At 66.3% G+C, this 14158-nt stretch carries 14 protein-coding genes; 9 read left to right on the top strand and 5 right to left on the bottom strand.

Annotated features, from left to right (window positions below; genetic code table 11):
* The first annotated feature begins 433 nt into the window (after positions 1-433).
* Complete coding sequence (locus N5C25_RS05880; RefSeq protein WP_262213103.1) at positions 434-2086, top strand: serine hydrolase domain-containing protein; 1653 nt, start codon at positions 434-436, stop codon at positions 2084-2086.
* Positions 2087-2104: 18 nt separating this feature from the next.
* On the opposite strand, the gene N5C25_RS05885 is transcribed toward N5C25_RS05880, so the two are convergent.
* The gene (locus N5C25_RS05885) at positions 2105-2497 is read right to left on the bottom strand and encodes a DoxX family protein (RefSeq protein ID WP_279936597.1); all 393 of its coding nucleotides are present in this window, start codon (positions 2495-2497) and stop codon (positions 2105-2107) included.
* A gap of 118 nt (positions 2498-2615) precedes the next feature.
* Between N5C25_RS05885 and N5C25_RS05890 the strand changes: the two genes are divergently transcribed.
* Positions 2616-3035, top strand: coding sequence for an H-NS histone family protein (locus tag N5C25_RS05890; protein WP_021204106.1), 420 nt, complete (start codon positions 2616-2618; stop codon positions 3033-3035).
* 49 nt (positions 3036-3084) lie between these two features.
* Positions 3085-3492 (top strand): hypothetical protein, encoded by a 408-nt coding sequence (locus tag N5C25_RS05895; RefSeq protein WP_251102867.1) that lies wholly within the window; start codon positions 3085-3087, stop codon positions 3490-3492.
* A 23-nt stretch (positions 3493-3515) separates the two neighbouring features.
* On the opposite strand, the gene N5C25_RS05900 is transcribed toward N5C25_RS05895, so the two are convergent.
* On the bottom strand, positions 3516-4157 hold the full coding sequence (locus N5C25_RS05900; protein WP_279936598.1) for a glutathione S-transferase family protein: 642 nt from the start codon (positions 4155-4157) through the stop codon (positions 3516-3518).
* 472 nt (positions 4158-4629) lie between these two features.
* Between N5C25_RS05900 and N5C25_RS05905 the strand changes: the two genes are divergently transcribed.
* Complete coding sequence (locus N5C25_RS05905; RefSeq protein ID WP_279936599.1) at positions 4630-5082, top strand: PA2169 family four-helix-bundle protein; 453 nt, start codon at positions 4630-4632, stop codon at positions 5080-5082.
* 254 nt (positions 5083-5336) lie between these two features.
* Positions 5337-6524: a CmlA/FloR family chloramphenicol efflux MFS transporter gene (cml, locus tag N5C25_RS05910; RefSeq protein ID WP_279936600.1), complete on the top strand. Its 1188-nt coding sequence runs from the start codon at positions 5337-5339 to the stop codon at positions 6522-6524.
* 64 nt (positions 6525-6588) lie between these two features.
* Here cml and N5C25_RS05915 read toward each other — a convergent pair whose 3' ends face one another.
* Positions 6589-9981, bottom strand: coding sequence for an autotransporter serine protease (locus N5C25_RS05915; protein ID WP_279936601.1), 3393 nt, complete (start codon positions 9979-9981; stop codon positions 6589-6591).
* Between the two features lie 189 nt (positions 9982-10170).
* Here N5C25_RS05915 and N5C25_RS05920 point away from each other — a divergent pair, with 189 nt between their 5' ends.
* Positions 10171-10371 (top strand): hypothetical protein, encoded by a 201-nt coding sequence (locus tag N5C25_RS05920; protein WP_279936602.1) that lies wholly within the window; start codon positions 10171-10173, stop codon positions 10369-10371.
* 104 nt (positions 10372-10475) lie between these two features.
* Entirely contained in the window at positions 10476-10826 is a 351-nt protein-coding gene (locus N5C25_RS05925) for a VOC family protein (protein WP_058978719.1), read from the top strand.
* A gap of 259 nt (positions 10827-11085) precedes the next feature.
* Here N5C25_RS05925 and N5C25_RS05930 read toward each other — a convergent pair whose 3' ends face one another.
* The gene (locus N5C25_RS05930) at positions 11086-11388 is read right to left on the bottom strand and encodes a KGG domain-containing protein (RefSeq protein WP_180877493.1); all 303 of its coding nucleotides are present in this window, start codon (positions 11386-11388) and stop codon (positions 11086-11088) included.
* Between the two features lie 196 nt (positions 11389-11584).
* Positions 11585-12049: a MarR family transcriptional regulator gene (locus N5C25_RS05935; RefSeq protein ID WP_058979283.1), complete on the bottom strand. Its 465-nt coding sequence runs from the start codon at positions 12047-12049 to the stop codon at positions 11585-11587.
* A gap of 52 nt (positions 12050-12101) precedes the next feature.
* Between N5C25_RS05935 and N5C25_RS05940 the strand changes: the two genes are divergently transcribed.
* Together N5C25_RS05940 and N5C25_RS05945 are read left to right on the top strand one after the other, a co-directional pair.
* A complete protein-coding gene (locus N5C25_RS05940) occupies positions 12102-13013 on the top strand; it encodes a S41 family peptidase (protein WP_279936603.1) in 912 nt (303 codons plus the stop codon).
* Positions 13014-13111: 98 nt separating this feature from the next.
* Positions 13112-14005, top strand: a complete 894-nt coding sequence (locus N5C25_RS05945; protein WP_019660752.1) for an NAD(P)-dependent oxidoreductase — start codon at positions 13112-13114, stop codon at positions 14003-14005.
* Positions 14006-14158: the final 153 nt, after the last annotated feature.

The following is a 14158-nucleotide window of genomic DNA, read 5'->3' on the forward strand; positions in this document are numbered from 1 at the left end:
GTGCACATCTGCATCGCCCGCAGAGAACGGAAAAGTGGTGCAGCCTCCCCCGGTCCGCCTTGGTTCGTATTCAGTCCTTGTTTACGTTCTGGTCCGTCGCGCGCTTCGGACCCGGTGCCGGGCGACCCGTTGCACATCACCGACTACTGGTCACGACCAGAGCTCCGGGAACCGCCACAGGCCTATTGGAGCGAGTGCCGCGCCTTTGTTGCGGCGCAGGGAATCCGCTTGCCGCTCTCTCCGGGCTGAGGCCTGCGCAGGCGGCGAAGGTGCAGCACTGTCGATCACCGCACTCTGTGCCGAATGACACATGCCCCGCCATTTCTGCTGGCGGGAAGATGGCGGCATCCCGAAGTGGAGTGATCTGATGCCTGGTACGCTCAGTCGTCGCGCCTTCCTGGCCAACGCTGCTGCCGTTCCGGCGGCCACGCTCATGCCCACCGGCGTTGCTGCGGTGGCGCAGCCAACCGTCACCACCGGGAGCCTGATCGACGCGGAACGCGGCGTGATCCGCTCGGCCATGGACGGCAGCGGCATCGGTGCCGCTGCCGTCTGCCTGGTCGAAGGCGGACAGGTGCGCTGGACTGAAGGCTTCGGTCACGTATCAGGCCAGGGCAGCGCGGCCGTAGACGCCAGCACGATGTTCAGCATCCAGTCCACCTCGAAGAATTTCGCGGCGGTGGCGGTGCTGTTGGCCGTGCAGGACGGCATCCTTGATCTGGACGCGCCCATTACCCGCTATCTGCCGTCGTTCATGGTGCGCAGCCGCTTCGAGCATGATCCACAGGAGCGCATCAGCCTGCGCCTGCTGCTTGCCAATCGCGCGGGATTCACGCACGAGGCGCCACTGGGCAACAACTACGAACCGGCGTCGCCGGGCTTTGATGCGCACGTCCGCAGCATCTCGCAGACATGGCTGCGCTTTCCAGTGGGTACGCGCTATCGCTACTCCAACCTGGGCTTCGACCTTGCCGGTCATGTCATTGAGCAGGTTGCGGGCATCAGCTATCCGGCCTGGCTGCAGCGCCGGATCTTCGAGCCGCTGGGAATGCACGACAGTACGGCCGATGCGTCGATCTACCTGGCAAGCAAGGGGCGGGCATTGGGAACCCAGGAAGGCCATGCGCAGGTACCGCCGGTGACGCCGCTGGTGGTGTCGGGAGGCGTCTGGACCAGTGCCGCCGACATGGCGAAGTATCTTGGCTTCCTGCTCGGTGGCGGTCGATCCGGTGCGCAGCAACTGCTCGAGCCTCACCTTTGGGACGAGATGCATGGTTTCGGCCTGGGCGGTGACTACGGGCTCGGTGTCATGCGCAGCGAACGCCTCTACGGCAGTACATCGGTGAGGCTGCTGCACCACCGCGGCGGGGGCTTCGGATTCGGGTGCGTGTTCACCTACTGCAGGCAGGCAAACGCTGGATTTGCCGCGATGTTCAATCGCGCGACGTCTGCGGGGTACGGCATTGGCGAGCGTCTGCTCGATCAGCTGTTGTCGGCGCGTTTCGGGCCTCGTCAGCCGCGTGTGCCCCTGTCTTCCCTGGCGCCGATCAGGTTGAACCAGGACCAGGTGCAGCGGATGGCGGGAAGCTGGATCGGGCGCAGCGGCAAGGCGAAGATCGTGGTTGCCGGAAGCGGTGAACTGCAACTGCATCGTGGGGCGCAAGCTGTGGGCGGCCGTTTTGCGGCCATCGACGGCGACCAACTGTTCACCGTGGACACCGATGGAGAAGTTGCGACGTACCGCTACCATGCGGCGACGGACATGCTGCCGGCGCACCTGGAATGCAGCAACGGCGAGGACGGCCTGGACCAGAACGATCCCATCGATGGGCCCACCGGGCCGCAGGCGCCCCATTGGCAACCCTGGCTGGGGCGCTATCGCATCGACCAGTGGGGAAAACCGTCGATGTCCGTTGTGCTGGAGCAGCGACAGGGCTGGCTGTACATCGATGGCATCCGCCTGGTCACCGAAGTGGAGCCAGGCTTGTTGTTCACCAGCGATGGCGAAGCGGTGGATTTCCGCAGCTCCCAGCCGACATGGCGAAACCTGCGTCTGCAGCGCGTCCCGCCCGTGGGCCAGGGGTGATGGCGGCATGCCGCCTGCTTATCCGCGCCGCCCACGCCCATCAATGCTGTAGCGCCCGGCTCCGGTGCAGGCCAGCAGCAGGAAGCCACCGGCCAGGCCCAGGTTCTTCAGGAACATGATCTGCTGGGTCTGATCGGCGAAGTTGTGGTGGAAGATGAAAGCGGTGACCAGGCTGAAACCTGCCAGTACGACCGCCACCAGCCGGGTCTGGAAGCCGAGCAGGATGCACAGGCCGCTGCCGATTTCGAAGGCGATGGTCGGCCAGAGCAGGATGCCGGGAACTCCCATTGCCTCCATGTAGCCCTGGGTACCACTGAGATCACCGAGCTTGCCCAGCCCGGAGACCAGGAACAGGGCCATCAGCAGGATGCGTGCATGCAGGTAGGCGAGCGAATGCGATGAAGTGCTCACGTTGAGGTCCTCGGAGATGGCCGACGCAGGCGATCGGAGCCCACCGGCGGTGAAGCCCGTGTCTACGCGCCGGGCAGGGCGCCTTGACAGCTGCCGCGCTGCAGTAGACCTTTCCCGCATGACGATCGATATTGAATCGCTCAGCCTTCGCGAGCTGGGTGCCCTGGTGGTTGCCGCTGAACGGCGGAAACAGCTGATTTCCAGCCGCCGTCCGGCCAGTGCGGTGCGCCGGATGCTGAAGGCCGCCGCCGCCGAAGCCGGATACACCCTCGAAGAACTCTTTGGCGGCCAAGCCTCGGAAACACCTGCGACCGCCCGCAAACCCGCCCGCCGTAAATCCGGCAAAGTCGCGCCCAAGTATCGCGACCCGGAATACAAGCGCCTGACCTGGACCGGTCGCGGGCGCATGCCGCGCTGGTTGGCGTCCAAGGTGTCGATGGGCCACAAGGTCACCGATTTCCTGATTCCTGGCTTGGCCAGGCCGACCGCTGGCAAGACCAGCACCATCGGCAAGCGGACCGTCATCAAGAAGGGATGAGGCTGCAGCACTGCTACCCTGCCTAGGTCTTTCAACCAAGGAGCACGGGATGGCACACGAGAGTGGCATGATGATCACGCCGAAAGTCCTGCACGCCGCGGCAGGCGCGGCCGTGCTGGTCAGCCTGCTGGCCTGGGCGGTGGAATGGAGCGGGATGGCCTATGTCTGCCCGTACTGCCGCGTGCAGCGCACGGTCATCGGCGTGCTCGGCCTGCTCACGCTGTTCGCGCGCCCGGGGAGCCTCATCGTGCCCTGGTTGTCGTACACAGCCGGTGGCTTCGCGTTCGTGGTCGCAGCGATGCAGCACTTCAACGGCTGGAAGCGCATTTCCGCTGGTGATTTCAGTTTCAACGCGCAGTGGTACATCGATCCGTGGCTGCTGTCCGGCTGCGCGATGCTGATCCTGATGGCGCAGCTGATGCTGGTGCAGGCCGCCTGCCGGCGCAGCTTGCGCTGAGTGTTTCCACGCATGGCGCGGAACTACCCGTTCTGGAATACCGCCAGCTGCGCAGCAAACGCGCGCTGATAGGCGGGACGCTGCGTTGCCCGTGCCACATAGGCCACCAGCAGCGGATACTCGTCAAGCAGCCCGCTGCTCTTCAGGCGCAGCAGCACCGAAACCATCATCAGGTCGCCCACGCTGAAATCGCCGTCCAGCCACGGCGCGTTGGCCAGCCATGTTGACAGTTGCGCCAATCGCGCCCGAACCCGCTCATCCAGCATCGGCAGCCGCTGTGCGTACCACGGCTGCTCGCGCTCCAGCACCCAGGCCATGGAGCGCTCGACAATCGGCGGCTCTACCGTGTTCAGTGCGGCAAACAGCCACATGACCGCGCGCATGCGGGCATCCGGATCAACCGGGAGCAGGCCGGAATGTTGTTCGGCCAGGTGCAGGACGATCGCGCCGGATTCAAACAGGACCTGGTGGCCCTCCTGCCAGGTGGGAATCTGCCCGAATGGATTGCGTGCCAGGTGCGTGGGCTGCTTCAGCTCGGCAAAGCTGAGCAGCTGCACGTCATAGGGCACGTCCAGCTCTTCCAGCGCCCAGCGAACGCGCATGTCACGGGCCAGGCCCTGGCCGCGGTCGGGAGAGGTGGCGAAGGCGGTGAGGATGGCGGTCATGGCAGCAGTCCGCGTGGTGAGGGAAGGGCTTTGATGATCTGACGAGCGGGCGTCCCGGAAATCGACATTGATGGCGGCGCCCTGCACGTCACCTGCACGCGTCCTGCACGCACGTACCGCCGCCGATCCATCAGTCTGCCGGGGTCATCCGCAGAGACAGGTAGCAGGCATGAATACCCCCGGAAAACCGAAGCCCAGTTGGCGCCAGAGAAACGTACTGATGGGAGCGCTCGCCGCGGTCGTGGTGATCGTGCTGATCATCCTGTTCGTTCCCTGGTGAGGCTGGCCAGCACCGCTCGATGTGAGCCACGCGCCACTGTGGCGTGAAGCAGTCAGTGCGGGTTGGGTGAAGTGATGTGCATATCAATGGCTGCTCACCCGCGAACCACACGAGCATGTCCACAGTGGATCCGCAGGCAGCGCAGTCGAGGCTGCTTTTCTCCCCCTGAAACGAAGATACAGGAGCAAGGCCATGAGCACCCAGTCCACCATCGAACACCGCCTCAACGACCTGATCGAGATCGCCCGCGACGGCAAGTCGTTCTACGAAGAGGCCGCAACCAAGGTGAAGGATGCCGAGCTGTCGGCCTTGTTCACCCGTATCGCCGGCGTCAAGGGCCGCATCGTCGCGGCGCTGAGCGGTTCGGTGGCTGCCGGCGGCGGCAAGCCGGCCGAGCATGGCACCGTGGTGGGTTCGATGCAGCAGTTCTACGGCAAGGTCCGCGCCGCGTTCGGAGATACCAACTATGGCTACGTGGCCGAGCTGGAAGAGTCCGAGGATCGCCTGCTGGGCGCGTTCAAGGATGTGCTGAAGGACAATGAACTGCCGCCGGCGGTGCGCCAGGAAGTCACTCAGCTGTTGCCCGAAGTGCAGGAGTGCCACAACGTGATGCGCGCGCGCAAGCATGCGATGAAGGCGGCCTGACGATCAGCGGCGGCCCACTCTCCCCAGAGTCGCCGCGGCCGGGGCGGCACCGCTGCCCCGGCCACCCTGAACCGGTCGCTGCTACACTTGCACCGGTTCCGCACCGCCAACGATCAACACCATGAGCAACGGGAACGGTCCGCAGACAGTTCGCTGAGCCGCAACAACGATGCAGACGTTGTTGCGGTGATCATCCCTGCGATGCACGCGAAGTGGATGGATCGCCGCCGGATCACTCCGGGCGGAGACTCCCCATGTTCAATCGAAAGGCCCCGCGTTGGGCCCACCCGTTGCCGTCGGCCATTGTGCTGATGGCGCCGTTCGACCTCCTGGCCTCGCTGGCCATGGATATCTATCTTCCTGTGGTGCCGGTGATGCCGCAGGCACTGCAGACATCCCCGACGGTGGTGCAGCTCACGTTGAGCAGTTACCTGCTGGCGCTCGGGCTGGGCCAGTTGCTGTTTGGCCCATTGTCCGACCGCATCGGGCGACGCCCGGTCCTGTTGCTGGGGGCGTTGCTGTTCGCGCTTTCGTCGTTTGCGCTGGCCCTGTCCGGCAGCGGCGCCGCTTTTCTGGCCTGGCGAACCGTACAGGCGGTGGGAGCGTCGGCGGCATTGGTGGCGACCTTCGCCACGGTCCGTGACGTCTATGCCGATACACCCGAAGGCGCCTCGCTGTATGGGTTGTTCGCTTCGATGCTGGCCTTCGTGCCGGCGCTGGGGCCTGTTCTGGGCGCACTGCTGGCTGGTGCCGTCGGCTGGCGCGCGATCTTCGTTCTGCTCGGCGTACTGGGCACGATCGCCGGCCTGCGCGCGGTGCGGCATTGGCACGAAACCCGCCCGCAGTGCCATGACGGGGCGCGACCGGCGGCACGACGCATCCTCGGCAGCGGCGCGTTCTGGGTCTACACGCTGGGCTTCAGCGCGGGCATGGGCACGTTCTTCGTGTTCTTCTCAGTCGCGCCCCGGTTGCTGGTCGGGCGCATGCAGTACTCGCCGCTGTCGTTCAGCCTGGCCTTCGCGACGGTGGCACTGGTGATGATCGTCACGGCGCGGATGGCGAACGCGTGCATTGGGCGCTGGAACGTGCGCGGTACCTTCCTGCGCGGCCTGTGGGTGATGGTGGCCGGGGCGCTGCTGATGGCGTCGGCCGCCGCGTGGCGTCCCTCGTTGATCGGCGTGGTGCTGCCCATGTGGGGCATCGCGGTGGGGCTGGTGATGGTGGTTTCAGTGGCTGCCAACGGTGCGCTGCGTGATTTCGCCGATGCGTCGGGTGCGGCGGTGGCCCTGTACTACGCAGTGCAGAGCCTTATCGTGGCAGGCATCGGCACGCTGGTGATCCTTGTGCTACCCGGCGATACCGTGTGGCCGCTGGTGGCCTATGGGTTGCTGCTGCCACTTGTCAGCCTGGCAGGTGCCGCCGCCCTGCGCCGTCGCGCATAGCGCTGGGGGTGGGCAAAAAAGGGGCGGCCGCAAGGCCGCCCCAACCCGTCAAGAGAACACGTGTTTAGAAGCGGATGGACCAGCGAGCACTGGCTCCATGGTCGCGGCTTTCACTGCCGAACTGGCCGCTGTAGCCCAGCTCCAGCTGCTGCCGCGGCGTCAGCCACGCCGACAGGCCCAGCTCGGCCACGACAGCGTTCTCGGCAATCGGTGCGCCTTCGACTGCAAAGGGCGTGCTGCTGTTGGCAAAGGCCAGGTTGGCCACCTGGCTGCGGTCTCCGAAGGCGCGGCGATAGCCCAGACCACCGCGCAGATGCAGCCAGCTGTCCTGCTGGAATGATGCCTTCAGGCCCTTGTCGAAGCGCAGCCCTGCGGTAGCGGTGGTGGTGCCGGTGTCGTCCACCTCGCCATGCAGCGCCGCCGCGCCACCGCGCTCGTTGATCTGCTTGAGATCCACTTCCACGCGAGCCACCTGCAGGTAGGGCTCCAACCCGCCTTCCGCGTTGCCGAAGCGATAGCCCGCTTCGATGAACGCTTGGCGCGCATGCGCGTTGTAGCGCGCGCTCAGGCTGTCACTGAAGCCGGCGAAGCCGACATCGCGCGTGCTCTTCACCTTGTGCTTGCTCCATGCCACGCCACCGCGCAGGCCGAAGCCGCCCCAGGCGTGGCTGGCATAGGCGCCGAAGTGCGTGTTGTCGATCTTCGACTTGGCACGGCGCTCCAGCTGCTTCACGTCGGTGCGGCCGGTACCGGCCAGCACGCCGACCTGCCAGCCACCGAACTCGCGGTCGATGCCCACCAGCAGGCCATTGCTGTTGGCATCGGTGCGCGCGGTGTTGCTGTTGCCATCCAGCCTGCTGTTGCCGCCCAGTGCCTGCACCCAGGCACCGGTGGCGTCACCCGTATCGGATCCCGGTGCGGTTGCGCCGGCACGGCGTGACAACGCAGCGTCACGGACATGACGGCTGCCTTCCACCAGCGCCAGCGAGGTGGCTGCGTGCAGCTCGCCGCTGAGGCCATCGAGTACGGCACCGACCTGCTGCGGGAACAGCTGTGTCAGCGGCTTGGGCAGGCCCTGGTTGATCGCCAGGCCATCGGCCGCCGCGGCAACCGCATGCTGGTTGGGCGTAGTGGCCGCACTGGCCAGCGATGCACCACGGGCCACGTCGATGCGTGCTCCGTTGGCACCGTACGCCAGGCTGAACTGCAGGAACGGCGAGAACGCGCTGAAGTCGGTCTTCGCGAACTGCCCGTTGAGACCGCCGTCGGCGCGGATGAAATTGAACTGCTCGCCGAGGTAGTAGGTGCCCGGCTCCGGCAGCGCAAGCAGGGTACCCGCTAGGGTGGCGGTGCCGGTCACGTGCAACTGGTCACTGCGCCCGCCTGGAGCAAGTTCGGCGGCATAGACGCCGGTTGCGCCCTGCACGTAGTTGCCGTTGATGGTCAGCGTGCCGATTGAATTGCCGGGCGCGATGATGCCGTCGACTTGGGTGGTGCCGAGCGTACCGACACCCTTCAGCAGGCCGTTGGCACCGACCGTGGTGGTGCCGCCGGTCTGCGTGCCGTTGAAGGACACCACGCCGCCGTTGACGCTCAGGTTGCTGTCCTTCAGCACGGCGCTGGCGCTGACCGTACTCACGCCACCGGTAGTGGTCAGTGCGGTGGAGAACAGGCTGCCGTTGAGCAGGAACTGGCCGCCCTGCACTTCGACCGCCGCGGTAAGCGCGTTGGCGCCGTTCAGTTCCAGCGTACCATCCTGCAGTACCGCGCCGTTGAAGCTGTTGTCACCGCTCAGGCGCAACCAGCCGATGCCGGACTTGGTCAGCTTGCCGGGGCCGCCGATGTCATTGGTCCAGTCATCCCAGGCGTCGCCTTCCCACACCTTCAGGCCACCGGCCTTCTGGTTCATCACCACGTTGGTATCCACGCGCAGCGAGCCGTAGCCTTCGATGGCCTTGCGCAGGTCCATCAGTCCCCAGCCGTAGATCTCGTCGATGCCGGGTGCGCCAAGATCACGCGCGGTGGTCAGCAGCACGTCGCGGACCTGCGCGCTGTCCAGATAGGGGAAGCGTTCGAACAACAGGCCCAGCGCACCGGTGACGTGCGGTGCAGCCATCGACGTGCCGCTGAGCAGCCCGTAGCTGTAGGTTGGCACGCGCTGGGTGACGTCGAGCGACAGGTTGCCGTTGGCATCAACGCCCAACGACGCCGCAACGGCGGAGTCATCGCCGTAGACCGTGGAGTTGATGTTGGAACCCGGGGCCGCCAGGCACCAGTTGGCGCTGAGCCCGCACTTGTTGGAGGTCAGGCTGAGGGTGAAATCCTGTCCAACGTTGACGACGCTGAGCCAGTATTTTTCGATGTCGGCGAAGGCACGCGGCAGGGTGGCGTACATGCCGGCGATCGGGCTGGCCGATACAGGAGCCGCAGCACCGCGCGCCGGCGAATTGCCTGCCGCCCAGACCTGGATCATTCCCCTGGCGCGTGATCCGTCTGCATAAGTGGCAAGGTAGTCGCGATAATCGGGATCGTTGTAGATCCGGTCCATCAGCACCGCATCGGGTTCCTTGCTCAGGCCCCAGCTGTGGTTGACCGCGCGCACGCCCTGGGCATTCATCTGCGCATACATGTCGACCACGGCGGACGAATCCGGCCCGACGCTGCCCAGCGAGACTACGGAATACCCGGTCGCCGTACGCTGCCATTCGCTGGCGCTGTTGAAGAACAGGCGGGCCACACTGAGATCGGCGCCGAAGGCCACGCCATGCATGCCGTTGCCATCACGGTTGGCAGCGATGGTGCCGGCAACATGGGTGCCGTGCACTTCGTAGCCGATACCGGGCTGTACATAGGGCCCCGCCAGGATCAGATCGCGGATGTTCTGCGGGACGTTTGAGTTGAACCCGACGTAGCTGACCTGCACGTCGTCGCCGTCACTTGAGAAGCAGGCGCCGGGGCCAGTGAGCTGTGCAGTGTTGGTGCAGCGCGTGCCATCGGCGAGCACGTCGGCGATGTGGATGCTGCGATGGTTCTTGCCAGCGAATTCCGGATGGTCCAGGCCGGTGCCACTGTCGAACACGCCAAGGCGGATGCCGGTGCCCGTCAGGCCACGCGCATAGGCGTCGTCGGCGTGGGTCGCCGCCAGGCCCCAGTCGGCGTTGAATTCCTCCGTGTGCCAACTGGCCGGATCACCTGCGTTACCGAGGAGCGACGTGCTGCTGGCTGCTGCCGTGGGTGTTGCGGCCGCTGCGTTGGCGCCGGCCGACGCGCTCGCCATCGACGTGGGCTGCGCCCATGCGGCCTGCAGTTGGCGCTGCTGCTGCCAAGCGTCGAGTGACTCGCTGGCCATGGCGGGAAGCGCTGCAGCCAGCAACAGCGAACTGGCCACGGCCAACGCCAGGCGGCTGTGCAGCGGGAAGCGGGAGTGGGACGAACAGCCGTGCTGCGGGTGATTCATCGGACAACATTCCTTGGTTGACGGACAACAACGCCGTTAACCCCGCAGCGCGCCAATCACCCCCAGTAGTGTGAAGGAATTTTTATGAACGCGTTAAGGTGGCGTGACGCCGGTGTTCACGTTGCCTCCCGGCTCTCCCGCTACCGTGAGCCGGCCTGGGCTCACCAGGCTTATCAGGGAGTGATGGTGATGCGTACTGTCAGGAAAGTGATCGTGGCGGCGCTGTTCGCGCTGGCGTGTACCGGTTCGGTGGCGGTGGCGGGCCCTGTCGAGCCTTGCGACGCGCCCTGCTGGCGGGCCTACCAGATGTGCCTGGCCAGTGGCGCCGACGCTGGGGAATGCCAGCAGGCGTACAGCACCTGCGTGGTCGATCTGTGCATGGGCGTGTGAGTCGCGCCGATTGAGCCGTGTGGGAGCCCTGTCACTGACGGGGCTCTTCTGTTTCCGTGGAAGGTCGGGCAGTCTGGATGGGCCCTGTCCAACGGAAGCATGCCATGGCCGTCAAACGCGTCGTCGCCAACATCGCCACGGCTGAGCCGGAACGGGCCGCTGCCTTCTATGGCGAGCTGCTTGGCATGCCCGTGGTGATGGACCATGGCTGGATCGTCACCCATGGCGGGCAGGGCAGTGCGCTGGCGCAGGTCAGCTTTGCCAGTGAAGGCGGTTCCGGCGCCGCGGTGCCGGACCTGTCGATCGAGGTGGACGACCTGCAGCAGGTGCTGGAGCGCATGCGTAAGGCCGGCATCGCGCTGGAGTATGGGCCGGTCGATGAACCCTGGGGCGTGCGCCGCTTCTTTGTCCGCGATCCATTCGGGCGGCTGTTGAACATCCTCGTGCACACCTGAGCAGGACGGTTCCGACGCCGCCTGCTACCCCGTGGCAGGCCGACCCTGCGTGGCAATCGATATCACAGGGGCTGGCAGGACACGCGCGTGCGCTCATCGCGCAACCGGGCGCGATGCACGCCGCGCCGCGGATGCTCACGTGGTACCGCAGTGGCACGGCCGTCGGCGTCGGCTGGGCGATGGGATCGGCCGGTATCCCGGCCCAGCTTGTGGCTGCAGGATGGCACCGCGGACGGGAAACGGCCTGGCCGCGTGATGATCACTTCTGCTGACGGTGTGGGGCCTCTCCACCATGCTCGATCTGCTGCTGCTGCTGCTGCTGCTGGCGCGCGTTGGCGTGGCGCGCGTGCCCACCCTCGCGCCCGATCGCGGCCATGTGCTGCCGATCACGGCTGATCGCCTCGCCGCCCTTGCGGCCTGCCGCACGTGCCTCATCGCGGCTGAACTCATGCGCATTGCCGGAGGCATGCGCCGCACGTCCGCCTTTGGCAGCGATCGCGCGCTGCTTGGCCTGGTCCATCGAGGCGAAGCCCCGGTTGGAGCGGTGATTCTGCTCAGTCATGGGAAGTATCCTTCTGCATGGGCGGCGCCGTGGGCGGCGACAGCGCCAATGCTTGGCCAGTGCGTGCTAAGCCGAGGTCGCCATCCCCGCCGTGGTCTTCACCCGGCATGCGCACGTGGTTGATGAGTCCGCCATTCAGGCGAATGCCAGGACCACCACCACCGGCGAACACGCGGGGTGTCGCCGACGCACTGCATCAGCGCAGGCGGGCGTCGCGCAGGCGTTGCGCGAACGGTCGTTGCTCCAGCGCCTTCAATGCCTCACGCAGCACCTGTTCCAACGACTGTCCAAGATCGGCGTCGAGACTGCTGGCCGCTAGCGCCGTCGCCTGCCACTGCGCCTGCAACGCCGGCAATGCCTGCAGGGCGTGCGGGCTCAACTGCAGGATGCGTTCGCGGCTGTCCTCGCCCACCGCAGCGTGCAGCCAGCCGTCGCGCACCATCGCTGAAACCGTCTGGCTGAGCGCGGAGTGGCTGAGCCCGCAGGCCAGTGCCAGATCCTTGATGCGGCAGGGGCCCTGCACCATCAGCGTGCGCAGCACCGGGGTGTAGCGGGGCCGGTAGTCCAGTTGCAGATCCCGGTAGGCCTGCTCGACCGCCGGGTCGAGCTGGTCGAGCAGGGCACGCAGCAGCGTTCCCAGAGTTGCACGTTGGAGATCCATGATGACAATGATATATAAGCACTTATATATCATCAAGGCGACGGAGGCGATCATGGCGGTTTCGTGGATGCTTGGCGCGTTGCTGGCGGCCGCCTGCCCGGCGCAGGACGCCGTGCTGCAGGCAGCGGCCACGGCGATAGAGGCGCAGTACCTGGATGCGGCCGAAGGCGCACGCATTGCCGAAGCCGTGCGCGGCTGGTCCACCCAGCAGCGCTATGTGGACAGCTGCTCGGATCCGAAGGCTTTCAGCGCACGCCTGAACCAGGACCTGGACACGTTCGATGGCCACTTCCATGTAGAGCGCGTGGACGCAACGGCCGGCCAGGACGACTGGCTGATGGCATGGCGCGCGGATGCGCGCAGCAATGGCGCTGGCGTGCGCGAGGTACGGGTGCTGGAGGGCAACATCGGTTACCTGCGGCTGAGTACATTCTATCCGCTGGATCTGGCCCGGCCGAAACTCGCCGCCGCCCTCGAGCTGCTGGCCGACACCGATGGCCTGGTGCTGGATCTGCGCCAGAACGGCGGCGGGGATGACGGCAGTGCCGACCTGCTGGTGCGCACGCTGTTGGACGCGAAGATCGACGCGGTGCAGCAGTTGGACCAGCGCGGGCGGCGCACGCTGGCACCACTGCCGCCGGCAAGCCTGCCCACTTACCTGAAGCCGCTGGTCGTGCTGATCGATCGCCGCACCGCGTCGGCTGCCGAGTTCGTCGCCTACTCGCTGCAGGCGCTGGGCCGTGCACGCATTGTCGGCACGCGCAGCGGCGGCGCTGCACACATGGTCGATGATCCTGTGCTGCTGCCGGATGGCTATCAGATCAGCATTCCCGATCGGCAGCCGATCAATCTACATACCGGAACCAACTGGGAACGCACCGGTGTCACGCCCGACGCGGCAGGCGGTGACGATCCGCTGTTCGTCGCGCGGCAGCTGCTGGCCCGATCGGCCTCGCGGGAATGAACGCACAATTGCAATTGCGCCCTATCGCAGACGACATGCAGCGTGCCTAGAATCGAAGCATCCCGGTAGTTCCCGGGCGCTTCGAGTGAATGGACTCAATGAAGATTCTGCTGACCGGCAGTTCCGGGCGGATCGGGCGCGCGATCTTCGGCGCATTGGCGGCCTCCCACGAAGTGGTGGGGCTGGATCGCAGCCCATTCGCCACCACCCGCATCATTGCCGATGTCACTGATCACCAGGCTGTCGCACGGGCGGTGCAGGGCGTTGACGCCGTGATCCATACCGCCGCCCTGCACGCCCCCCATGTCGGCCTGGTGCCGGACGGGGTGTTCCACCAGATCAACGTGGAGGCGACCGCGCACCTGCTGCAGGCCGCACGCGAAGCCGGGGCGCGGCGATTCGTGCTGACCAGTACAACCGCGCTGTACGGCCACGCCGTGGTCGCCGGTGGCTGCCGTTGGATCGATGAAGACACCGAGCCGTTGCCGCGCACGATCTACCACCGCACCAAGCTGCAGGCCGAAGCACTGGCCGAAGCCGCTGCGGCGCCGGCCTTCAGCGTGCGCGTGCTGCGCATGGCCCGCTGCTTCCCCGAGCCGCCCGAACGCATGGCGATGTTCCGCCTGCACCGCGGTATCGACGCACGTGATGTAGCCAGCGCGCATGCTGCACTGCTGCTGGACGAAGGCGCCGCTTTCGCGCGTTACATCGCGTGCGCTCCGACGCCGTTCCGGCGTGAGGATTGCCTGGAGCTGGCCACCCACCCGCGCAGCGTGCTGGCACGCCGCGCGCCACAGCTGCTGGCCGAGTTCGAACGACGGGGCTGGCCGCTGCCGTTGAGCATCGATCGCGTCTACGACAGTGCCCGCCTGCGCAGCGTGCTGGGCTGGCAGCCGCGCTTCGGCCCGGACGACGTGCTGCAGCAGTACGCCGCCGGCAGCATCGAGGTGCTGCCAAGGGCGGAGTGGATCAAGGATCGGGTCGCCGAATGAGATGGTCGCAGGGGGCGGGGCACCGAGCCCACCCTGAGCAGGTTCAGGAATGTGCAGGCCGCTGGCCTCAATCTCGATGGCGGCCGGCCGCTAAATCCGGTGTGCCTCGTGCACCGGGCGCGGCCCGGCGGCCGGTGGCCTGCGCGACGGATC

The organism is Stenotrophomonas sp. GD03958, from assembly GCF_029839005.1.
GTDB lineage: Bacteria > Pseudomonadota > Gammaproteobacteria > Xanthomonadales > Xanthomonadaceae > Stenotrophomonas > Stenotrophomonas hibiscicola.